The organism is Nocardia vinacea NBRC 16497 (assembly GCF_000308835.1).
GTDB lineage: Bacteria > Actinomycetota > Actinomycetes > Mycobacteriales > Mycobacteriaceae > Nocardia > Nocardia vinacea.
On record NZ_BAGN01000397.1, the window covers coordinates 1 to 21,349 of the forward strand.

Consider the following 21,349-nt stretch of genomic DNA (forward strand, 5'->3'; position numbering starts at 1 on the left):
CGCGGGAGTGGATTTCGCGCGCGGGGTTTCGGGGGACCTCCTGCGGCGAATCTCGCGGGAGGTTGAGGGGAGGGAATGCCGGCTCGCGGGAGTGGATTTCGCGCGCGGGGTTTCGAGGGGACCTCCCGCGGATGTCGGTGGGTGCAGGGGGTTGACGACATCCGCGGGAGGTCCAGGTCCGCCGACAAGACGTGGGCACGATGGGTGACGGCCGTCGGCGGGGGATTGTGTTGCGGGAGTGGGTTATTCGGCGTGTTCGGCGCCGCCACGCGCCGCTGCGCGGCCGTGCCGCAGGAGCACACCGAGGACCAGTGCGATCACAGCGGTGCCCAATGCCAGCCAGAAAGTCTGGGTATAGCCGCTGTCGGCGAACACCTGCGGTATCGGCTGGACGGCGTGGTTGCCCATGACGTCGATGTTCGCCTTGATCGGGTTGTTGTTGAGCAAGGCGGTGACCACGGCGAGGGAGACCGCCGTGCCGAGGTTGATGGTGACACCGAGCATGCCGGTACTGATGCCCTGCTGTTCCTGCGGTACCGCGTCGACGACGAGATTGGCCACGGCGGCGTAGAAGAAGCCGAACCCGATCCCGGACAGCGCGTAGAACACCGAGTAGGTGGCCCAGCTGTAGTCGACCAGGATGTAGCCCACGCCGGCGACCACGTTGACGGCGAAGCCGGCGATCGCCGGTATGCGGGCACCGTACCGATGCGACAGCCAGCCGCCGAGGGGGCCGGCAATGACGGCGACGAGCCCGGCCCAGAGTCCGACGTGCAGCGCGTACTGCAACATGGTGAAACCGTTGCCGTAGCTGTAGCTCGGATCGAGGACCACCTTCACCATGTCGACCGGCAGCGTGGCTCCGGTCATCTCATGGGCTTTGGCCACCACACCCTGAGCGACCTGGTCGCGCAGCCCGTCGGCATTCGGGGTCTGGGTCATGTACGCCAGCGTCAATGGCTGTATCGCGATGATGCCGACACCGAAGAAGGACATCAGCAGCACCATGCTGACCTTGGGGTTCAACAGCAGCCGCAGGTCGACCATCGGGCGGCTCACTCGAGTCTCCACCACGAAGAACAGCGCCAGCAGCACCAGCCCGCCGACCAGCCAGGCGATGCTGGTCGCGCGGCCCCAACCCCAGCTCTGGCCATTGTCCAGGTAGAGCAGAACCAGCAGCGTACCGACGGACAGCAGCACCGCGCCGAACGGATCGATCCGATCGCGTACCCGCAGCTTCGATTCCGGGACCACGAGCACGACGAGCAGCGTCATCAGGGCGGTGAAACCGCCCAGACTCCAGAACAACGACCGCCAGGAGAAGTGGTCGAGGAGAACCCCGCCGATCACCGGCGCTATCGCGGCGGCAATACCGATACCAGCGCCGACGAAGCCGAGCGCGGTCGCCACGAACCGCCGCGGCATCAGGTCCCGGATCAGGCCGAAGGCAATGAACTGGCTGGCGACGGCGAACGCCTGCAGACCGCGTCCGATCAGGAACAACGTCCAGTTGTCGGTGACCGCGTCGATCAACGAGCCGACGACGAACAGCACGCCGCACGCCACGAACAGCAGCTTCTTGCCCCAGATGTCGCTCATCTTGCCGAGCAGCGGCGTCGCGGAGGCGCCGACCAGGCCGATCAGGATGACAATCCAGTTGATGTTGGCGCCGACGTCGGGGAAGGTGGCGCTCATATCGTGCAGTGCGGGGGTGATCATCGTGTACTGCACGGGGACGACCTCGGTCATCAGCACGATGAGCGCGAGTACCGCGTAGATGCGAAGTCGCGAGACGTTCTCGAGCCTACCGGTGTCGACGGCGAGGTCGACTTCATCCGGTGGAGGAGTGGTGGTAGCGGACATAATGCGCTCCAGGGAGAGAAAAACGATGAGTGGGAGTCGCGCAGCGGTGACTCTTGGCGGCGGACGATATGAGGTCGCATCAGTAGTCCGCGCGTTCGTCCTACTCACCGGAAATTCGGGCATATCCGTGCAGCGACCTTCGGTGATGCGGTCGAGTCCGGGGCATGCCGCCGCGCTCGGCGGTAGTGGTAGTCGCGGTCTGCGGTGCCGCGTCGATCAGCTACGAGCACCGTTTGCCCGCTGAGCGGAACAACGGATATGCGATGGGCGGACGGGGGCTTTCATGTGTCTCCCAACACATCCCCTACAAGGACACACACCATGAATCATCTGATCGTTCGCCGAGTACTCGCCGCCGTCGGGGCCATGGCAATGCTGTCGGCAACCGTCATCGGCTGTTCCAGTTCGAGCGATGACTCGTCCAACAGCACCACGACGGCGACCCACGCCTCCGCCGCGGCGGTCACTTCCGCGCAGGCCGATTCGAACGACCCGGCGGTCAAGGAAATCACCGATGCCTTCGTCGCATTCTTCGACGGCAAGACCTCTGCCGACACGAAAGCTGGTCTCGTGGAGAACGGTTCGACATTCGCCCCGACGCTCGCGGCGCAGGCGAGTAGTCCGATGGCCGCCGGTTCCACTGCGACGGTGTCCGATGTGAAGCTCGACGACAGCACGCATGCCTCGGTCACCTACACCGTCCTGATCAACGGCAACCCGGCCCTGCCGAATCAGGCAGGCAAGGCCGTCAGCGTCGACGGGAAGTGGAAGGTCGCCGCGGCGACCTACTGCGGTCTGCTGAAGTTGCAGGGCGGTGCTCCGGCCAGCTGCTGATCGCGCTACGGGTCGGTAACTCGGCTTTCTACTGAGTGAGACAGCGACCCGCGAAATTCGTGCGGTCAATAGCATCGGCCCTGAGCGCAGCGCCTGGTGAAAATCGACCAGTCTGCATGGGATCCGTTGTTGTCCAAGATTTTTCGTATCACACGCCGAGTATCGGGCGACAGCGGGTCGCCGATGCTCACTGGGCCGTCGATGAAAGGCATACACGCTGTGGTGAATGAATTAGCCGGCAAAGTCGCCATCGTTACCGGCGGTGCGGCTGGAATCGGTGAGGCCATTGTCGAGCTGTTCGCGGCCGAAGGCGCCCGAGTCGTCATCGCCGACCGGGACTCCGATCGGGGTGAACAGCTGGTCGAACGCCTCGGCGCGGAGGTCATCTTCACCAAGACCGATGTCGCGGATCCCGAGCAGGTCACTCAGCTGGTCGCCACCGCTGTGGAGCGCTTCGGCGGTCTCGACATCATGGTCAACAACGCGGGCATTTCCGGTGCGATGCATGCCGGATTCCTCGACGACGACCTCGCCGATTTTCATCAGGTGCTCGGTGTCAACCTGCTCGGTGTGATGGCGGGAACGCGGGAAGCGGCACGCCATATGGTTGCCAACGGCGGCGGCTCGATCATCAATGTGTCCTCGATCGGCGGGATTCAGGCGGGCGCCAGCGTGATGTCGTATCGCGCATCCAAAGCGGCGGTAATGCATTTCACCAAATCAGCCGCCATGGAATTCGCCGCCTTCGATATCCGAATCAATTGCGTCGCACCCGGAAACATTCCGACATCCCTGCTCGCTTCGGCCGTCGCGAACATGAGCGCGGAGGAAGCCGAGAGGTTTGTCGGCGCCGCCCGCGAAATCATGCGGAATAACAAACCGCTGCGGCGAGACGGCGAAGCTCGCGATGTCGCCGAGGCCGCGCTGTATTTCGGCAGCGACCGGTCGGCGTATGTGACGGGCACGATCCTGCCGGTCGACGGTGGCACCGTCGCGGGCATGAAGAGCCAGGTCAAGGACGTTCGATGAAAGTGATTGTCGACCAAGACATATGCCTCGCGAACGGTCAGTGCGCGCTGTACGCCGGCGAGGTATTCGACCAACGCGACGAGGACGGCGTCGTCGTATTGCTGAACGAGCATCCTGCGCCTGAGCAAGCCGATGCCGTCCGTCAGGCCGCCGAGGCCTGCCCCGCCCGCGCCATCCATATCGAGGAATGACGGAGACCATGTCCGAAACATCGATCGGAACCGCCACCGACGCCGCCGTGCCCCAGTATCCGATGGAGCGCTCGATGCGCTGCCCCTTCGCGCCGCCGCCCCAGCTGCTCGATATGGCGGCCGCGAAACCGTTGAGCAGAGTACGGATCTGGGACGGTAGCGAGCCGTGGGTAGTCACCGGATACACCGAAGCGCGGTCGCTTTTCTACGATCCGCGAGTCAGCGTCGACGACCGCCGCCCCGGGTTCCCGCACTGGAACGAGGGCATGAAGGCGATGTCGGACTCGCGCCCGGCGTCGGTATTCAACCGGGACCTGGAGGAACACGCCCGGTACCGGCGAATGCTGACGAAACCGTTCGCGCTCAAGCGGGTCGAGGCATTGCGGCCGGTGATCCAGAAGATCACCGACGAGCACATCGACGCCATACTCGCTGGTCCGCAACCGGCCGATATCGTCGCGGCGCTGGCCCTGCCGATGCCGTCGCTGGTCATCAGTGAACTGCTGGGCGTTCCCTACGCCGACCACGAATTCTTCCAGCGCCACAGCGATGTCGGGCTGGGGCGATACACCACCGCGGAGGAGTCGCAGCAGAACGTCCTCGGCTTGCTCAACTATCTGGCGGAGCTGACGGAGGTCAAGGCCGAGAATCCGGCCGAGGACGCGGTGTCCGATCTGGCGGAGCGGGTCAAGGCCGGTGAGATCGATAAGTGGGAGGCCGCGATGCAGGGCGTCGGCCTGCTGGTCGCGGGGCACGAGACCACATCGAACATGATCGGTCTCGGTGTGCTCGCCCTGCTGGAGCATCCCGAACAGCTGGCGGTCATCCGCGATACCGACGATCCGAAGGTGCTGGCCAACGCGATCGAGGAACTGCTGCGGTATCTCAGCATCATCCATACCGGGCAGCGGCGAGTTGCCATGGAGGACATCGAGATCGGTGGCGAGGTGATCCGCGCCGACGAGGGAATCATCATCGACCTGGCACCGGCGAACTGGGATCCGAACACCTTCCCCGAGCCGGACCGGCTGGATGCCGACCGTTCGAATGCGAATCAGAACATGGCATTCGGGCACGGGCGGCATCAGTGCGTCGGCCAGCAGCTCGCTCGTGCGGAGCTGCAGATCGTCTTCCAGACACTGTTCCGGCGTATTCCGACGCTGCGGCTGGCGACGACCATCGACCAGATCGACTTCAAACACGACCGGCTGGCCTTCGGGGTCTACGAGCTGCCGGTCGAGTGGTGACCAATTCCGACAAGATGCATGGAGGCAAGTGATGTCAAGCCCGACGAAGAACGTCTCGTTATATCCACCCGAGGGCCTCGGCGCGCCGAAGAACCGGCACGGTAATGCCACTGGTGACGTGGGTCTGCCCGCGGGGACCGAGGTGTTCTCGGCCGATAATCACATCTCGCTCTCGGACGATATCTTCTTCCAGTATCTTCCCGAGGAGCTGAAGGCTCAGGCGCCGCGGATCTGGTACGAGGAAGGTGCCTATCAGGTCGGCGCCGTCGGACATTCGTTCCTGCCGCCCGAATTCAGTGCCGTCCTGATGCAGTACGACGACCTCGTCGGCGCGGCAAGCGGCAACCTCGAGGCCCGTATCGAGCAGCTGGCCGAAGACGGCGTCTACAAGGAGTTGGCGTTTCCGAATGCCGTCCTGGCGCTGTTCTTCCATTCCGACAAGGAAATGCGCGAGCGCCTGTTCCGGATCTACAACCAGTACATGGCGGGCCTGCAGGAGCGTTCCAAGGGCCGGTTCTACGCTGCGGGCCTGATCAACTGGTGGGACCCGGAGGGTACCCGCCGCACCCTGGCCGAGCTGAAGTCGTTGGGGCTCAAGACTTTCCTGCTGCCACTCAACCCGGGTACCGACGCCGACGGCAACCAGATCGACTACGCGAGTACGGCGATGGACCCGGTGTGGGACGAGATCGAAGCGTCGGGCGTGCCCATTTCCCATCACATCGGGGAGACCGGGCTCAAGGCTCCCTGCGAGTTCAACACCATCGTGGTCGGGATGATGGTCAATGTCGACTCATTCCGGGAGATGTTCGGCAGGTACATCTTCTCCGGCATTCTCGACCGGCATCCGAAACTCAAGATCGGCTGGTTCGAGGGCGGGATCGCCTGGGTTCCGTCGGCACTGCAGGACGGCGAACATCTGTACGCGTCCTACCAGCACATGTGCGAGCCGAAACTGCAGCACGACGTCCGCTACTACTGGAACAAGCATATGAGTGCCGCGTTCATGGTGGATCCGCTCGGCTTGCAGCTGATCGACCAGATCGGCGTGGACAACGTGATGTGGTCCACCGACTACCCGCACAACGAAAGCACTTTCGGCTATTCGGAGAAGTCGCTGCAACTGGTCATCGACGCGGTCGGCCCGGAAAACGCAGCCAAAATCGTCAGCGGCAATATCAAGAAATTCCTGGGTATCGAATGACTAATTCTCCGACAGCGGTAGGGACGTCGATCCGAATTCCGGACACACCGGATCGCGCCCGCATGCGGCGCGAAACCGGAGCCCGGTTGCGGGCGGCGATGGTGGAGCAGGGCGTGGATGCCCTGGTTCTGCTCGAAGACCAATCCGTCATGTATGCGACCGGAGCGAGTTGGCCGCTCGGCGACGCCGGTCTGTCGCATATCGAGTGCCCGGTCGCGGTGGTCCTGGCAGACGACGAGTGGCCGCATCTGTTCATGCCTTTCCGTGAGGGCGCGGCCACCGAAACGGAGTTGCCCGCGGACTATGTCCACGGACCCGTCTATCTCGAATTCGACGAAGGCGTAGCGGATTTCGCGCGGATCCTGGCCGATCTCGTCCCCAGCGGGGCGTCCATGGCCGTAGACCAATGCACGGGTGCGATGCGGCGCGCGGAGCAGAGATTGTTCCCGTCCGGGTCGCCCACCGACGCCGCCCTGGTGCTGAGTGCGGCCAAACTGGTCAAGACCCAGGACGAGCTGGCCTGCATCCGCACGGCGTGCCGGATAACCGACACCGCGATGGTCGATGTCCACGCGGCGCTGGCACCCGGAATCCGGCAGATCGACCTCTCCGCGGCCTTCGTGCGGCGGGCGTTCGAACTCGGCGCCACCGCCAATATCCTCGACCCCATCTGGCAGGTCATGCCGGAAACCAAGGCAGAAGGCGTCTGGACGGTACACGACGATCTTGCGCTGCCCTTGCTGACGACCGAACGGGAGCTGGCGCGCGGCGATGTCCTGTGGACCGACGTGAGCATCAGCTACGGCGGGTACTGCTCCGACTTCGGCCGGACCTGGGTGGTCGGCCAGGACCCCACCCCGAGGCAGCAGGCGCAATTCACCAGATGGCGGGGGATCCTGGACGCGGTGCTCGCGGTGACTCGCGCAGGAGCTTCGCTGAATGAACTGGCCAGGGCGGCCATCGACGCCAACGGCGGCGAAAAGCCCTGGCTGCCCCACTTCTATCTGGGGCACGGTATCGGCGTCGGCCCCGCCGAGATGCCCATGATCGGCACGGATCTGGGCGAAGACTTCGACAAGAACTTCGTCCTCGCACCGGGCACGGTACTGGTGCTGGAACCGGTGGTGTGGGAGGACGGCACCGGGGGCTACCGCAGCGAGGAGATCATCGTGATCACCGAGGAAGGCTTCATTCCGTTGACCGACTACACCTACGCGCCCTATGGCAACTGAAATCCTGGCCGATGAACGCGCACTCCGTCTCGGGCGACGGGAGCGCGTACTGGCCCAGATGGAAGCCCACGACCTCGACCTGCTCGTACTGGGCAGGCAGGCCAATATTCGCTATGTCACGGGTACACCGCAGCTGTGGACCGCGGGGACCAGGCCGTTCGGTCCCGGATGCGTCCTCGTCCGCGAAACCGGCGACATTCATCTGTTGAGCACCTGGGACGAAGGCGTTCCCGAGGACATTCCGCACGAAAACCTGTACGGGATCATGTGGAATCCGCTCAACCTCGTGGGGGTGCTGCGCCAGATCGGCGGTGCCGCCACCGCCAGGCGGGTGGGTACGGATGCCCTGTCCCCGCTGTTCTCCCAGTTCCTGCCGATGGCATTTCCCCAGGCGGAACTGGTCGACGGCGAACAGGCCATGCGTGCCGCCCGGCGGATCAAGACTCCCGAAGAAATTGTGGTGCTTCGGGATTCGATCCGCATCGCGGAAGCGGGCCTGGCGGCGGCGGTGGCCGAACTGCGGCCGGGGGTCACCGAGAAGACCCTGACGGGAGTGATGTTGGAGGCAATGGCGGCCGGGGGCATGAGTACCCCGGCCACCCAGGACGCCGCATGGGTGACCGCACCGGACCACCCGTGGCGGCGCGCGTCCGGTGACCGACGCGCGCAGGCCGGTGACCTGGTGGCCTTTTCCGCGGGAGTCATCGGCAACGGCTACATCGCCCAGATCGGCCGGACCTGGCCGACCTGGGCTCCGAAGGACGGCACAAGTGCCCTCTACGAGCGGTGGGATCAGCTGTGGTCTCGCCTGCTCGCCGCCTGTCGGCCGGGTCGGCTCGCCTCCGAATTCCTCAGCGCGTACGAGGCTGCAGGTGAACCGTTGCCGCCGCTGCCGGTGGCCCATGCGCTGGGGCTGGGGTTCGATGCGCCCGTTGTGTCGCAACAACTTCCGGCCACCGCCGGCGCGGAGCATCTGGAACCGGGGATGGTGCTCGCCGTCACCGGCTACGTCTGGGAGCAGGGCATCGGCGCCGTCTTCGGACGGGAGATGGTGCTGATCACCGCCGACGCACCCGAGGTGCTGACTTCCGGCCCGTCGTGGAACAGCAACGCGGGCATCACGATCGGAGCGTCGAATGACTGAGTCCGCGCCCTCGGCGGAGGAGATCATCCTCTACGAGAAGGATCCCAAGACCAAGATCGCCACGATCACGTTCAACCGGCCCGACCACCTCAATGCGCCGACCATCGCGGCTCGGGTGCGCTATGCCGACCTGTTGCACCGCGCCAGTGTCGACGACGACGTCAAGGTGCTCGTAATCCGTGGCGAGGGCGATGATCTCGGCACCGGTGCCGACCTACCGGAATTCATGGCGGCGCACACCAATCCCGATCAAGGGCCGAAACTCGCCGAATTCCGCATCGGCGCCGACGAAGTCACCTATCCGCCCCAGGGGTCGTTCCGGCACGGCGCGACGCTCAGCGCGTGGTATGCCAACTCCCACTCCGGAATTCGCAGCCTGCAGGATTTCAAGAAGATCAGCATCCTGGAGGTGAAGGGCTACTGCTACGGGTGGCACTTCTATCAGGCCGCCGACGCCGATCTGGTGATCTCCTCCGACGACGCGCTGTTCGGGCATCCGGCCTTCCGCTACGTCGGGTGGGCGCCGCGGATGTGGTGGTGGGCGCAGACCATGGGCCTGCGCAAATTCCAGGAGATGGTGTTCACCGGGCGGGCGTTCACCGCTGCCGAAATGTACCAGTGCAACTTCCTCAACAGCGTCGTCCCGAGGGACCAGCTGGAAGCGGAAGTGGACAAATACGCACAGGCCTGTGCCAGTAACCGTCCGACGGACACCGTGTTCATGCAGAAGTCCTTCTTCGAGTTCATGAAGCAGTACCAGGGCGAATATCTGGGCAGCATGATCAGCGGACTTTTCGAAACGGTCGGCGGCTTCGCGGCGCCCGACACCGACGACATGATGTTCGACCAGGCCATGAATCGCGGAATCAATAACGCGGTCAAGGACAACGACAGCAAATTCCCGCCGGAATGGCGGCTGAGCAAGCGCGCTCGGGAGCGGAAGGACTAGCTCGTGGAACCGCTCGATGGTTACGTGGTCGTCGATTTCTCCAGTGGAATCGCGGGGGCCTACTGTACGAAGCTGTTGGCCGACGCCGGCGCGGAAGTCGTCAAAGTCGAAGCGCCGGAAGGTGATCGGTTGCGGAGCTGGTCGGCTTCGCACACCGAAATCCCGTCCGGTGCCGACGGTGCGCTGTTCGGTTTCCTCGCGTGCTCGAAGCACAGCGTGGTCGCCGATCCGGATGAGATCGACTTCGTGGACCGACTGTTGGCGGGGGCGGACGCGGTGGTCTGGAGTCGCGGATCGAGTGTCGCGGAGCATCCGTCGTTCACTCCGGAAGCCATTCATGACCGGCATCCCCATCTGACGGTCACCTCGATCACCCCATTCGGTCTGCACGGTCCCTGGCAGGACCGACCGGCTACCGAGTTCACGCTGCAGGCGTGGTCGGGCGGGATCATCGGGCTCGGTCGCGGCGCGCCGGACCGTGCTCCGGTCTACGTCGGAGGCCGAATCGGCGAGTGGGTTGCCGGGGGATATGCCGCGGCCGGCACCCTGGCATCGCGGGTGCGGACCCTCGGCACCGGCGTGGGTGAGCTGGTCGACCTGTCCATACTCGAGAGCCAGATTCTGAGTCTCACTTACTATTCCGTCACGTTCTTCGAGGCGCTCGGTCGGCTGATGCGGCCGGGACGAGGGCTTATGGTGCCCGGGGTGGCCAGTGCCAAGGACGGAATGGTGGCCGTCGGGTGCGGGACCGCCCAGCAGTGGTTCGACCTGTGCGCGATGGTCGGCCATCCGGAGTGGATCGACGAGAGCGCGCCGTTCTCGATCAGCGGGCGAGCGGGCGACCTGGCGAGTGAGATCGCGCCGTGGTTCGCCGACCACACCGTCGAGGAAATCCGGGAACTGGCAACGGCTTTCAGAATTCCCAATTCCCTGGTGGCCAATGGCGAGAACGTCGCCGAGATGGAGCACTACCGGGCGCGCGGATCGTTCGTGGCCAACCCCCGCGACGGCTACACCCAGCCCGCCCCACCGTTCCGCTTGGGATCCGAGCCTCCGCCCGCGCCCCGCCCCGCCCCGCGCCTCGACGAGCACGGGGAACGATATCGCGCCACACCCCCTGCCGCTCGAGGAGACACCGCGAAAGGGTTGCCCTTCAACGGACTTCGCGTGCTGGATATGACCGCCTTCTGGGCCGGGCCGTCGTGCACACACCTGCTCGCCATGCTCGGTGCCGAAGTAATCCACGTCGAGTCGACCACCCGGCCCGACGGAACCCGGCTCATCGCCGGTGTCCCGCTCAGCGAGGACCAATGGTGGGAACGCTCGCCCATATTCTCGAGCCTGAACACGAATAAGAAGAGCGTGACGCTGGACTTCCGAAGCGAGCGCGGGATCGAGGTGCTGCATCGGCTGATCCAGAGCTGCGACGTCATCGTCGAGAACTACACCCCGCGGGTGCTCGAGCAGATCGGGCTCGACTACGAGAAGGTGCGCGGCCTGCGCCCCGACGCGATCATGGTCCGGATGCCGGGATTCGGCCTCGACGGGCCGTGGCGGGACAACCCGGCCTTCGCCTACATCATCGAGGATGCGTCCGGACTCACCTGGTTGACCGGCCATCCCGATCAGAACCCGGTCGAGCCGTTCTCGATCGGCGATCCGAATGCCGGTCTGCACGCCCTCAACGCGCTGCTGCTCGCGCTGGAACATCGGCGGCGTACCGGCGCGGGCATGCTCGTCGAGGCGGCGATGGTGGACGCCGCAATGAATGTCGCCGCCGAACAGGTGATCGAGCACTCCGCATACGGGCAACTCCTTGTGCGCGACGGCAATCGGGGACCGGAGGCGGCACCGCAAAACCTCTACCGGACCGCCGATATCGACGAATACGGCGGCAACGACTCCTGGGTCGCGGTCGCGGTGGCCACCGATGAGCAATGGTCTGGTCTACGCGATGCGATCGGTCGGCCGGACTGGGCGATGGAGCCGGAGTTGTCCACCGCCGGCGGGCGTCGTGTGCAGCACGACCTCATCGACAAGAATCTCGCCGCCTGGTGTGCGCAGCGCAGCGCGGGCGAGATCGTCCAAATCCTTTGGGACGCAGGAGTTCCGGTGGGCAAAGTCATGCAGCCGCATCGCGTCGCCGAACTGCCGCAGCTCGAGTCACGCGGCTTCTATGAGTACGTCGAGCATCCGGTGAACCCGACGGTCCGGCACAGCACAGTGCCGTTCACGCTGTCGGACGGCCCCGAACGGTGGCACACGCGCCACGCGCCGCTGTTGGGGGAGCACAACCAGGAAGTGCTGGCGGGACTCGGATTCGGTGAATCCGAAATCGCCGCGCTCGAAGCCGACGGCGTCATCGGGCGGGCGCCCGCGATGGGCAGGGGGAAGTGATGACATCGATGAACGACTGGGACCTTACGACCGACTTCCTGGTCGTCGGGAGCGGTGCCGGGGTCGTGGGCGCACTGCGTGCCAGTGCCCTCGGCAAAGATGTTCTCGTCGTGGAGAAGTCCGATCTGGTCGGCGGATCGACCTGTATGTCGGGTGGTGTGCTGTGGTTGCCCAACAATCCACTCATGCAGCGCGATGGCGTGCCCGACTCACTCGAGGACGCGCTGCGGTACTTCGACACAGTTGTCGGTGACGCGGGTCCGGCATCGTCTCCGGCGCGGCGAATGGCCTACCTCCATTCGGGGATCGACATGGTCGACTTCCTCGAATCCGAGGGCCTGAAATTCCGTCGGTGCGAAGGGTATAGCGATTACTACGCCGGAGTCCGGGGCTGCGAAGGCGGATCCGCCCGGGGCAGATCCATCGAACCGGAGATATTCGACAAGAAGAAACTCGGTGCCTGGCGTGACCGGATCCGGCCCGGCTTCGCCGGCGGCATGGTGATCTACACCGTGGAGGCGGCGCCGATGTCGTTGATGCGGACCCGAATCGGTATGGCCACGATGGCCAGGGTCGGAAGGCGCACCGTCGGGGGGCGCCTTCGCGGACGGCAGTTGGCGGCCAATGGGGCGGCGTTGATCGCCCGGTTGGTCGACGCGCTGCTGCGGCGGCAGGTTCCGATCTGGCGCGAGTCCGCGCTCACCGACCTGGTCGTCGAGGACGGCCGGGTCGTGGGCGCGGTCATCCAGCGTGACGGAGGCGCTGTGCGCGTGCGTGCGCGGGATGGAATCCTGCTCGCCGCGGGTGGTTTCGCCCGCAACGAGACGATGCGCAAGGAGTATTCGGACGGGCAGCCCATCGGTGCCGACTGGACCTCGGCCAACCCGGGCGATACCGGAGACGCGATCCGGCTCGCGATGGATCTCGGAGCCGCCACGGACATGCTGGACGAGGCGTGGTGGATGCCGTCGTGGATCATGCCCGACGGCACCCCCGGCATGTGCCTGTCCGAGCGGTGCAAGCCGGGATCGCTCATCGTCGACGCGCAAGGACGACGCTATTTCAACGAGGCGTGCTCCTATCAGGAGGCGGGCCAGCGGATGTATGCCCATCACCGCGAGTCCGGCGGCGCTATTCCATCATGGCTCATCATTGATTCCCGCCACCGGGCCAGCTATCCGTTCGGGATGGCCCCCGCAGGCTGGACACCGAAGAAGTTGATCACCAGCGGTGTGCTGAAACGCGGCGAGACGCTGGAAGACCTTGCGCGCCAATGCGGTATCCCCGCCGATTCGCTGTCGGAGACGGTCAGCCGTTTCAATGGATTCGCCGAAACCGGCGTCGATGAGGACTTCCATCGCGGCGAGGGCGATCACGAGCGGTTCTATGGCGACCGCACCCACCAGCCGAATCCCAGCCTGGGTCCGATCGAGAAGGGGCCGTTCTACGCGGCCGCGCTGTATCCCGGAGATATCGGCACCAGCGGTGGGCTGCTCTGTGACGAGTTCTCCCGGGTATTGAACGCCGATGGGGAGCCGATCAGCGGTTTGTATGCCACCGGCAACTGCACCGCATCCGTGATGGGCCGCAGGTACCTCGGCGCCGGAGCGAGTATCGCCGCCTCGGCGGTATTCGGGTACGCGGCGGCGAATCACGCGTGTGAGTCTCCCGGCCGAGAACACTCCGAATGACGAAGGTTGTTGCTGCACAAGCCGTTCCGTCGACCGGCCGCCCGCTCCGCGCGGCGTTCGCACGGACACTGATCTGACCCTGCGGAGGTAACGTGCATCTCTCGTCGATGGTCGAGATGATCGAGTCGGGCTTTGCCGACCGGGTGCTGCTCGGCGATGCCGAGCGGCGGGTCACCGGTGCCGATCTGGGCGTGCTCGCCACGCGTGGCGCGGGGGCGTTACGTGCGTTCCCGGCGCTGGTGTACACGGGGGAGAACCATCCGCTGCTGCCGGTGGCATTGTTGGCCGCGGCATGCGCGGGGGTGCCGTTCGTCCCGGTGAACTACCGGTTGGACGACACCCAGCTGAACAGTTTGATCGAACGGCAGCCCGACGCTCTCGTATTGGCGGACGCCGCGACAGCGCCGCGAGTGACGGCCGGCGGGCAGGTACTCCTGTTCGACGATTGGCTGGCGGGACTCCCCGCCGACCCGCCACCCGCGGATCCGCCGATCGACGATGACGACGTGGCGGTCGTGCTGTACACCAGCGGTACCACGGCGGCCCCGAAGTCGGCGCTGCTGCGGCATCGCCACCTGATGGCGTACCTGCTGAGCACCGTCGAATTCGGCAGTGCCGGTGCCGAAGAGGCGGTGCTGGTGTCGGTGCCGCCCTACCATGTCGCCGGCGTGGCCAACATGCTGTCGAATTTGTTCGCGGGCCGTCGGCTGGTGTACCTGCGTGCCTTCGATCCGCTCGTATGGCTCGACACGGTCCGTGCGGAAGCCGTGACCAACGCGATGGTGGTGCCGACAATGCTGGCGCGGATCGTGGACACGGTGACCGGACTCGGCAGTGCGGACCTGCCGACACTACGTTCCCTCTCGTACGGCGGCGCGAAAGTATCCGAACGCGTACTGCACGAAGCACTTACGCGATTCCCGAAGGTCGGATTCGTCAACGCCTACGGTTTGACCGAAACGGCGTCGACGATCGCCGTCCTCGGCCCCGAAGACCACCGAGCCGCACTGCTTTCCGACGACCCACTGATCCGGGCCCGGCTCTCGTCGGCCGGTCAGGTACTGCCGACAGTCGAGATCGAGATCCGCGACGACGACGGCCGAGCACTGCCCCCGGGCAAGTCGGGCATCATCTTCCTGCGCGGCGACCAGATCTCCGGTGAATACGCCACCGGCAGCCTGCTCGACGCCGACGGCTGGTTTTGCACCCGAGACAAGGGCCATGTCGATGCCGACGGATACCTGTACATCGAGGGCAGAGCCGACGACACGATCATCCGAGGCGGCGAGAATATCGCCCCCGCCGAGATCGAAGAGGTCCTACTGTCCCACCCGGCGGTCGCCCAAGCGTGCGTCGTCGGCCCACCGAGCGACGAATGGGGCCAAACACTCGCCGCAGCCGTAGTGCTGCGCGCGGGCGCCGTCGCAACCGATGAAGAGTTGCGCACCCTCGTCCGTTCGCGACTGCGCGGCTCGAAAACCCCGGAAACGATCGTCTTCCGAGAGTCGTTGCCGCACACCGACACCGGAAAGCTACTGCGCAGGCTCGTGCTCGAGGACCTGAGCGCACCTTAGAGAGGTAAGAAACCCCATGGCACTATCCCTGAAGCCCGGCACGCGCGTCTACAGCGCCGTCGATTCGACAGAACTGATCGTCGTCAAAGTCCCCGCGGCCCCCATCGAACTCACCATCGGCGGCGCCCCCGCAGTGCTCTCCGCGGCGGAAAAGAACGGCACCGCCGCCCCGGCCACCTCCAACGGCGGCACCGCGATTGGCAAGCGCTACACGAACGCCGACGCCACAGTCGAATTGTTGTGCACGAAGCCAGGTCCCGGGATTCCCGCCATCGATGGCGAGGCGCTGGAGCTCAAGGCAGCCAAGCCGCTCCCGGCATCGGACTGACCGTCGGCACCGCCCGGTACTTGGGCGAGTCGGCGGGGCAGGGTTGCTTCCACCGGTGCGGTTGGTCGGCACGATATGCCGCCGGGCCCAACGCTCCACAACCCGAACACTTCGACGGTCGAAGGACCAGCGATTCGGATCGTGCCGGTAGGCGTTCGGCGGGTGAAGACCACGGCTCGACCTACCGATTCCACCGAGTTGTCGGCGATCGGCGCTCCGCTGGCACATCGGAGACCACCGCGCACACCCCCAAGCGGCAGCGGCTCCCGATCATGTCGGCGTGACATTTCCGAGATCATTTCGTAATGTATCGGTGACGTGTCCCCAACGATAGCCAGTAATCGATATTATGCCTGGTCAACACCGCAGGCGTCCGGTAGGCCGCAAGCGCACTCCGCTAGCTGTGGTTGTGGCTGTGTGTGGCATCGCTGCCATTGCCGCAGTCGTGCTGTGGGTGGTGAGCCCGACCGCTCAGCATGCCGCGGTCCAAGCAGCCCCTGCCGCCGCGCCGTCGACGGCACAGCCGGCACCGGCGGCTGCGGCCGAGCAAATACGACCGTCGGCCGACGAATACATCAAACACCTACGCGTCCCGTGTTCGACCGAACTCGCGGGCACCCGACCGCATGTGGCACAGGTGGGCCACTTCCTCGGAAAGATGTTCGGGATCACCGACATCGGCGGTGCTTTGGGCCGTGGCAACGACGATCACGGCGCCGGCCTTGCGGTCGATTTGATGACATCTGATTCCGCACAAGGCGATGCGATCGCAGAATTCGTGCTGGCCAATCAGCAGCGTTTCGGTGTGACCTACGTGATCTGGCGGCAGCGATACAACGACGGCAACGGCTGGTCGTACATGGAAGACAAAGGGAGCCCGACCGCAAATCACTACGACCACGTGCACGTATCCTTCGCCGCGAATGCCCCTGATGTGGACGTACAGTGCTGACCGCCACCGCACGCCGAACCAAACGCCACCTGCGTTCGTCGGTCCCGTGCGTGGCGTCGTCCGGGTGGGCATGGAAGGCCACGACCGTCGCCAACCCTGGTTCGTAAAGCCACGGCGCGGATCTCGCGGTGCGCTGCACAGCTCGATCCTGCGCCCGCACGAGGAACACCTTGATTTCTATGCGGCAGGCCTTTGGCGATCAGGAGTCGCGGACAGACCGGGGGTGATCAGCCGCCGCTCGACCAGGATTCGGGCGTCGGCGAGGATCAGCGGGAGGGCCGCGGAGCTCGGGAGGGCTGGGCCGAGTCCACCTGCTCGAATCAGATGAGCCTGTGCGCCGTAGCGCCCGAATGCCAGCGCGATCGAGGTGGCGGCGTTCGGGTCGGCGTATCGATGCTGCGGCTCGGGGAAGCACCATTGCCAGGGGCCTGCCGAGGTCGTGAAGCGCAGTTCGATGTAGTCGGATCGGGCTGGGCAACGCAGTGCGATCTCGAGTGCGGCAGGCAGGAACGACCTTCCGGACAGGGTCGATTCGGTTACTCGGGTCACGGCCGACTCCTAAGCGGTTCGTCCGGCGAGGTCGAGTGCGGCGAGATAGGCGAAGACGAGGCTCGAACCGATCGGTGTTCCGGCGCCGGGGTACGCGCCACCGGACATTGCGGCCATGGTGTTGCCGGTCGCGTAGAGACCTTCGATCGGCGTTGCGTCCGAGCGGAGTACGCGGGCGTGCTCGTCGGTCACGAGACCACCCTTGGTTCCGATATCGGACAGTACGACGGTGGCCGCGTAGTAGGGCGGGGTGTCGACGGGGATGAGCAGCGGGTTGGGCAGCTCGGTGGCCAGCGGCACGAGGTAGTTCTGCCTGGGATCGGCCGGGTAACCGACGATGTACTGGAACATCTGGTCCCACGGCGCCTCGCCGCGGTGGAAACGCTCGTCGACACCGGACTTCGAATAGCCGTTGTACTCCTCGATCGACTTGCGCAGTTTCTCCGGCGGCACGCCGATCAGTTCGGCCAATTCTTCGAGGGTATCGGCGCGGTGCAAGGCGGCGGACGCGAACCACTCCGGACGCACCGGCTGCTCCGGGTCACCGCCGAAGCCGTCGCGTTCGAGCTGCCGGTGGTCGAATATCCAATACGCGGTGCTGTGCGTAATACCGGTATCGCGTTGCAGCCGGGCCATTTCGTGCCCGGCGCGGTCGTAGGGCTGCGTTTCGTTCATGAAGCGCTCGCCCTCGGCATTGACCCAGATCCCGCCGCGGGTGCCGGTATGGAAGACGGGCCGACCGTCGGGCTGCACCACGCCAGGGACGTACCAGGCCTCGTCGAGCAGGTCGGTGGCCGCGCCGATCGCGCGGCCGGCCAGGATCGCGTCGCCGGTGTTCTCCGGCGCGCCGTGGGACCATTCGCCGGTGAGCGGCACGGGTGAATACTGCTCGCGCATCTCACGGTTGTGCTCGAAGCCGCCTGCGGCCAGGATCACGCCGCGGGTCGCGCGGAATGTGTGGCGCTCGCCGCCGCTGACCGCCACCACACCGGTGACCCGCCCGTCCTCGACCAGCAGGTCGGTGAGGGCGGTCTCGAGCAGGTAGGAGCCGTTGCCCGTTGCGAGGAATGCCGTCAGCGCCCGGCCGATCAGCGCGCGGCCACCGACGAGCACCGGTCCTTCGTCGATACCCCAGCGTTCTTCGGGGACGGAGCGACGGATGAGCGGGGCGAGCTCCCCGAGTTCGGCGACCGAGATCTCCTGCGGGAATACGGTTCGACCGGTGGCGGTCGATCCGGGACGGCCGTAGAAGTATTCGGGGACGGGTTGGTAGACGAAGGATCCGAACAGCGGGTTCTGCTCGAGGTCATCGATCAGTTGGGGCGCGGTCCGCAGGTAGGCATCCTGCAACGGTTCGCGCGACTTGTCGGCGACGACGTCGCGCAGGTAGGTGCGGGCGGCCTTGGGATCATCCTCGATGCCCGCGCGCGAGATCGGGGCGCTGCCCGGAAACCACAGTCCCGCACCGGAATACGACGTCGTGCCACCGATCAGTGCGGTCTTCTCCAGTACCAGCGTGCGCAGCCCGCGGGCGGCGGCCGCATAGGCGCCGATCAGGCCACCGCCGCCGGAGCCGACTACCACGACATCGTAGGTTTCCTGGTCAGCGGGCATTGCTGTCTCCTTGTATCGCTGTGTCGATAGCTCGCGCGGTCGGTTGCGGCGGCGCCGGACCGTGCGGCAGCGAAGCGACCGGTCATCGGGGATCGAGGGTCCGTCGAGTGTGCGGCCGACGATGTCGGGCCGAGTGCGTGATTCCGCTGAGCGGGATGGCGCCGGTCGTGGTCGGGGAGCCGTCGGCGGCGGCTCGTCGGAAGCCGGTGCGTCTCATTGTTCGGAAAGTCCGGCATCCGGCGCCCGGTTCCTGCTCAAACTTGCCAGCCAGCAGGACATTCCGACTCGAAGGAGAGCTCGCATGGCTGGTTCGCACGACTACGATCCCGGCCCGCAGATTGCCCACGCCGGTGGCCTGAACCTGGGGACCCCGGATCTGCGGCGTTCGATCTGGTTCTTCCGGGACCTGCTGGGTATGGAGGTGGTCGCCGAATCCGACGGTGTGGCCTATCTGCGCGGGTACCAGGAACTGGTGCACCACTCGCTGGTGCTCACCCAGCAGGACGAGGCGCGGGTGAACAGCTACAGCTTCCGGGTGAAACGGCCGCAGGATGTCGAGCTCTTCCACAAGCAGCTGACCGAGGCGGAGATCGAGGCGGTCGAGCTGCCCGTCGATCACGAGCTCGGCCGCGGCACCGCGATCCGCTTCCTGGTGCCGGGCAGCGAACATCCCTTCGAGCTGTACTACGACATCGAAAAGCCACTCGCGCCACCGGAATTGCGCTCGAAGCTGCTCAGCAACTCTGCACGCCGCCGCGGTTTCGGCGTCCGGCGGCTGGACCATCTGAACGTGCAGTGCAGTCCGACCACGGTGAACCAGGCCGAGGGCTGGTTGCGCAATGCGTTGGGGTTCAAGCGCCGGGAGTTCGCGATGATCCCGCAGTTCCCGGAAACCATCCTCGCCTCGTGGCTGTCGGTGACGCCCCAGGTGCACGACATCGCGATCGGTGTCAACGGGGAGGAGAAGAACGGGGCGTTCCACCACGTGGCGTTCAATATCGAGAACTTCCACGACATTCTGCGGGCGGTCGACGAGATCCGTGATCTCGACATCGACTTCGGGCACGGTCCGGGCAAGCACGGCATCGGGCAGGCGATGTACCTGTACATCCATGATCCCGGCTCCGGTCACCGGGTCGAGCTGTACTCCGGTGGATACCTCATCTTCGATCCGGACTGGCAGGCGCTCGAGTGGAAGATCCCCGAATTGCAGTGGGGGCAGACGTGGTACGGCGAGGCCCTCGATGTCGGTCCGGGCGGCGCGTTCCTGTCGACCACACCGTCGGCCGGATTGTGACCAACGAGAGGAACATCATGACGCTCGAGTCCCAAGGCACCCACGAGGGTGTGCCCGCCTACTACTTCGACAATCGACTATCAGGCCCGTTGCTGAGCCATCACGAGCAGTGGGACCAGCTCGCCGGCACTCACTCCGCGTTCAGAAGTACTGTCGCACAGGGTTATTGGGTCATTACGGACGGCCAGGCGATCCAAGAGGCGCTGCAGGACTGGCGGACGTTCTCCAGCACCTCGGTGACGGTCCTCGAGCCGAATCCGAAGTTCCTGTGGATTCCGGAGATGCTGGATCCGCCGCTGCACACCAAGTGGCGGCGGCTGTTGGGCAGCGAGTTCGGGCCCAAGTGGGTCGCCACCCGCGAGCCGGAGATCCGGAAGATCGCGGCGGACATGATCGACCGGCTGCTGCCCAAGGGTGCCGCGGACGTACTCGACGAGTTCGCGCGCCGGTTCCCGACCTTGATCTTCATGCGGCTGATGGGCCTGCCCGAGCAGGACCTGGACCAATTCCTGGAGTGGGTGCACGAGATGCTGCACCTGCCGCACGCCGAGGATCCCGACCACCGTCGGCAACTTGCCGCGATGACCGCCGCGTCGGCCTATTTCGAAGAGCAGATCGCGCTGCGTCGCGACGCCCCGCGCGATGATCTGCTGTCTCGCATGATGAGCTGGCGGATCGATGGCGAGCTTCTCAGCGACGCCGATATGCACGCGTTCTGCATCCTGATGTTCCAGGCGGGTTTCGACACGGTCCCCATCGCCATCGGCTGGGCCATGTACCACTTCGCCGCGCACCATGAGGATCGCGCGGCCATCGTCGCCGACCCGTCGCTGATCGCCAATGGCGTCGAGGAAGTGCTGCGCGTCTATTCGTTCGTCATCCCGGCACGAAAGGCGATGCGAGACACCGAGATCGGCGGCTGTCCGGTGAAATCCGGTGACATGGTGATGCTGCCGCTCGCGGTGAGCAACCGGGACGCCGAGCGATTCGATGATCCGCTCGAGGTGGATCTGCATCGCACCGCGAACAACCACATCGCCTTCGGTTCGGGCCCGCACCGCTGCTTGGGTTCGCATCTGGCGCGACTGGAGCTGAATGTCGCGATGGAGGAGTGGCACAAGCGAATTCCGGACTACCGGATCACCCCGGGGCAGCAGCTCGAGCAGACCGGAAACATGTACGGCTTGATGTCCTTGCGCCTCGAGTGGTGAACCACGGCCGGGCAGGCGCATGACGACACGATCGAAATTCACG

The 21,349-nt window shown here is 65.4% G+C and carries 18 protein-coding genes; 15 read left to right on the top strand and 3 right to left on the bottom strand.

Annotation, left to right across the window (positions count from 1 at the left end; translation table 11 throughout):
- Positions 1–243: 243 nt before the first annotated feature.
- Positions 244–1,863, bottom strand: coding sequence for an MFS transporter (locus ON44_RS36850; RefSeq protein WP_051182862.1), 1,620 nt, complete (start codon positions 1,861–1,863; stop codon positions 244–246).
- A 321-nt stretch (positions 1,864–2,184) separates the two neighbouring features.
- Between ON44_RS36850 and ON44_RS36855 the strand changes: the two genes are divergently transcribed.
- From ON44_RS36855 to ON44_RS53845, 13 genes are all read left to right on the top strand, one after another.
- Positions 2,185–2,697 (top strand): MTB12 C-terminal domain-containing protein, encoded by a 513-nt coding sequence (locus ON44_RS36855; protein WP_040699163.1) that lies wholly within the window; start codon positions 2,185–2,187, stop codon positions 2,695–2,697.
- Between the two features lie 219 nt (positions 2,698–2,916).
- Complete coding sequence (locus ON44_RS36860) at positions 2,917–3,726, top strand: SDR family NAD(P)-dependent oxidoreductase (RefSeq protein WP_040699165.1); 810 nt, start codon at positions 2,917–2,919, stop codon at positions 3,724–3,726.
- Positions 3,723–3,917, top strand: coding sequence for a ferredoxin (locus ON44_RS36865; RefSeq protein ID WP_040699166.1), 195 nt, complete (start codon positions 3,723–3,725; stop codon positions 3,915–3,917). The genes ON44_RS36860 and ON44_RS36865 overlap by 4 nt, the downstream gene beginning before the upstream one ends.
- Before the next feature lie 8 nt (positions 3,918–3,925).
- The gene (locus tag ON44_RS36870) at positions 3,926–5,164 is read left to right on the top strand and encodes a cytochrome P450 (protein ID WP_174415228.1); all 1,239 of its coding nucleotides are present in this window, start codon (positions 3,926–3,928) and stop codon (positions 5,162–5,164) included.
- Positions 5,165–5,195: 31 nt separating this feature from the next.
- Positions 5,196–6,368 (top strand): amidohydrolase family protein, encoded by a 1,173-nt coding sequence (locus tag ON44_RS36875; protein ID WP_040699168.1) that lies wholly within the window; start codon positions 5,196–5,198, stop codon positions 6,366–6,368.
- Positions 6,365–7,600, top strand: coding sequence for a M24 family metallopeptidase (locus ON44_RS36880; protein WP_040699169.1), 1,236 nt, complete (start codon positions 6,365–6,367; stop codon positions 7,598–7,600). The genes ON44_RS36875 and ON44_RS36880 overlap by 4 nt, the downstream gene beginning before the upstream one ends.
- Positions 7,590–8,744: a M24 family metallopeptidase gene (locus tag ON44_RS36885; protein ID WP_040699170.1), complete on the top strand. Its 1,155-nt coding sequence runs from the start codon at positions 7,590–7,592 to the stop codon at positions 8,742–8,744. The genes ON44_RS36880 and ON44_RS36885 overlap by 11 nt, the downstream gene beginning before the upstream one ends.
- Positions 8,737–9,693 carry an enoyl-CoA hydratase/isomerase family protein gene (locus ON44_RS36890; protein WP_040699172.1) on the top strand — a complete coding sequence of 319 codons (957 nt, stop codon included), beginning with the start codon at positions 8,737–8,739 and terminating at the stop codon, positions 9,691–9,693. Before ON44_RS36885 ends, ON44_RS36890 begins: the two co-directional genes overlap by 8 nt.
- A gap of 3 nt (positions 9,694–9,696) precedes the next feature.
- A complete protein-coding gene (locus ON44_RS36895) occupies positions 9,697–12,090 on the top strand; it encodes a CaiB/BaiF CoA transferase family protein (protein ID WP_040699173.1) in 2,394 nt (797 codons plus the stop codon).
- Entirely contained in the window at positions 12,090–13,781 is a 1,692-nt protein-coding gene (locus tag ON44_RS36900; RefSeq protein ID WP_245567491.1) for an FAD-binding protein, read from the top strand. The genes ON44_RS36895 and ON44_RS36900 overlap by 1 nt, the downstream gene beginning before the upstream one ends.
- A gap of 92 nt (positions 13,782–13,873) precedes the next feature.
- Positions 13,874–15,355, top strand: coding sequence for a class I adenylate-forming enzyme family protein (locus ON44_RS36905; protein WP_040699174.1), 1,482 nt, complete (start codon positions 13,874–13,876; stop codon positions 15,353–15,355).
- 16 nt (positions 15,356–15,371) lie between these two features.
- Positions 15,372–15,683: a hypothetical protein gene (locus ON44_RS36910; RefSeq protein WP_040699176.1), complete on the top strand. Its 312-nt coding sequence runs from the start codon at positions 15,372–15,374 to the stop codon at positions 15,681–15,683.
- 349 nt (positions 15,684–16,032) lie between these two features.
- Positions 16,033–16,635 carry a VldE C-terminal domain-containing protein gene (locus ON44_RS53845; protein ID WP_040699177.1) on the top strand — a complete coding sequence of 201 codons (603 nt, stop codon included), beginning with the start codon at positions 16,033–16,035 and terminating at the stop codon, positions 16,633–16,635.
- A 177-nt stretch (positions 16,636–16,812) separates the two neighbouring features.
- Here the strand turns inward: ON44_RS53845 and ON44_RS36920 are convergent, their stop codons facing one another.
- Both ON44_RS36920 and ON44_RS36925 read right to left on the bottom strand, forming a co-directional pair.
- Positions 16,813–17,184, bottom strand: coding sequence for a hypothetical protein (locus ON44_RS36920; protein ID WP_040699179.1), 372 nt, complete (start codon positions 17,182–17,184; stop codon positions 16,813–16,815).
- 9 nt (positions 17,185–17,193) lie between these two features.
- Positions 17,194–18,798: an FAD-dependent oxidoreductase gene (locus tag ON44_RS36925; protein ID WP_040699180.1), complete on the bottom strand. Its 1,605-nt coding sequence runs from the start codon at positions 18,796–18,798 to the stop codon at positions 17,194–17,196.
- A 301-nt stretch (positions 18,799–19,099) separates the two neighbouring features.
- Here ON44_RS36925 and ON44_RS36930 point away from each other — a divergent pair, with 301 nt between their 5' ends.
- Positions 19,100–20,095, top strand: a complete 996-nt coding sequence (locus ON44_RS36930) for a VOC family protein (protein ID WP_040699182.1) — start codon at positions 19,100–19,102, stop codon at positions 20,093–20,095.
- A 17-nt stretch (positions 20,096–20,112) separates the two neighbouring features.
- Entirely contained in the window at positions 20,113–21,306 is a 1,194-nt protein-coding gene (locus ON44_RS36935) for a cytochrome P450 (RefSeq protein ID WP_040699198.1), read from the top strand.
- The last annotated feature ends 43 nt before the right edge of the window (positions 21,307–21,349 follow it).

Coding starts and splice junctions, on each gene's coding strand:
- ON44_RS36910 (WP_040699176.1), top strand. CDS start 15,372: ATGGCACTATCCCTGAAGCCCGGCACGCGCGTCTACAGCGCCGTCGAT.
- ON44_RS36855 (WP_040699163.1), top strand. CDS start 2,185: ATGAATCATCTGATCGTTCGCCGAGTACTCGCCGCCGTCGGGGCCATG.
- ON44_RS36930 (WP_040699182.1), top strand. CDS start 19,100: ATGGCTGGTTCGCACGACTACGATCCCGGCCCGCAGATTGCCCACGCC.
- ON44_RS36890 (WP_040699172.1), top strand. CDS start 8,737: ATGACTGAGTCCGCGCCCTCGGCGGAGGAGATCATCCTCTACGAGAAG.
- ON44_RS36900 (WP_245567491.1), top strand. CDS start 12,090: ATGACATCGATGAACGACTGGGACCTTACGACCGACTTCCTGGTCGTC.
- ON44_RS53845 (WP_040699177.1), top strand. CDS start 16,033: ATGCCTGGTCAACACCGCAGGCGTCCGGTAGGCCGCAAGCGCACTCCG.
- ON44_RS36875 (WP_040699168.1), top strand. CDS start 5,196: ATGTCAAGCCCGACGAAGAACGTCTCGTTATATCCACCCGAGGGCCTC.
- ON44_RS36850 (WP_051182862.1), bottom strand. CDS start 1,863: ATGTCCGCTACCACCACTCCTCCACCGGATGAAGTCGACCTCGCCGTC.
- ON44_RS36885 (WP_040699170.1), top strand. CDS start 7,590: ATGGCAACTGAAATCCTGGCCGATGAACGCGCACTCCGTCTCGGGCGA.
- ON44_RS36870 (WP_174415228.1), top strand. CDS start 3,926: ATGTCCGAAACATCGATCGGAACCGCCACCGACGCCGCCGTGCCCCAG.
- ON44_RS36880 (WP_040699169.1), top strand. CDS start 6,365: ATGACTAATTCTCCGACAGCGGTAGGGACGTCGATCCGAATTCCGGAC.
- ON44_RS36865 (WP_040699166.1), top strand. CDS start 3,723: ATGAAAGTGATTGTCGACCAAGACATATGCCTCGCGAACGGTCAGTGC.
- ON44_RS36935 (WP_040699198.1), top strand. CDS start 20,113: ATGACGCTCGAGTCCCAAGGCACCCACGAGGGTGTGCCCGCCTACTAC.
- ON44_RS36925 (WP_040699180.1), bottom strand. CDS start 18,798: ATGCCCGCTGACCAGGAAACCTACGATGTCGTGGTAGTCGGCTCCGGC.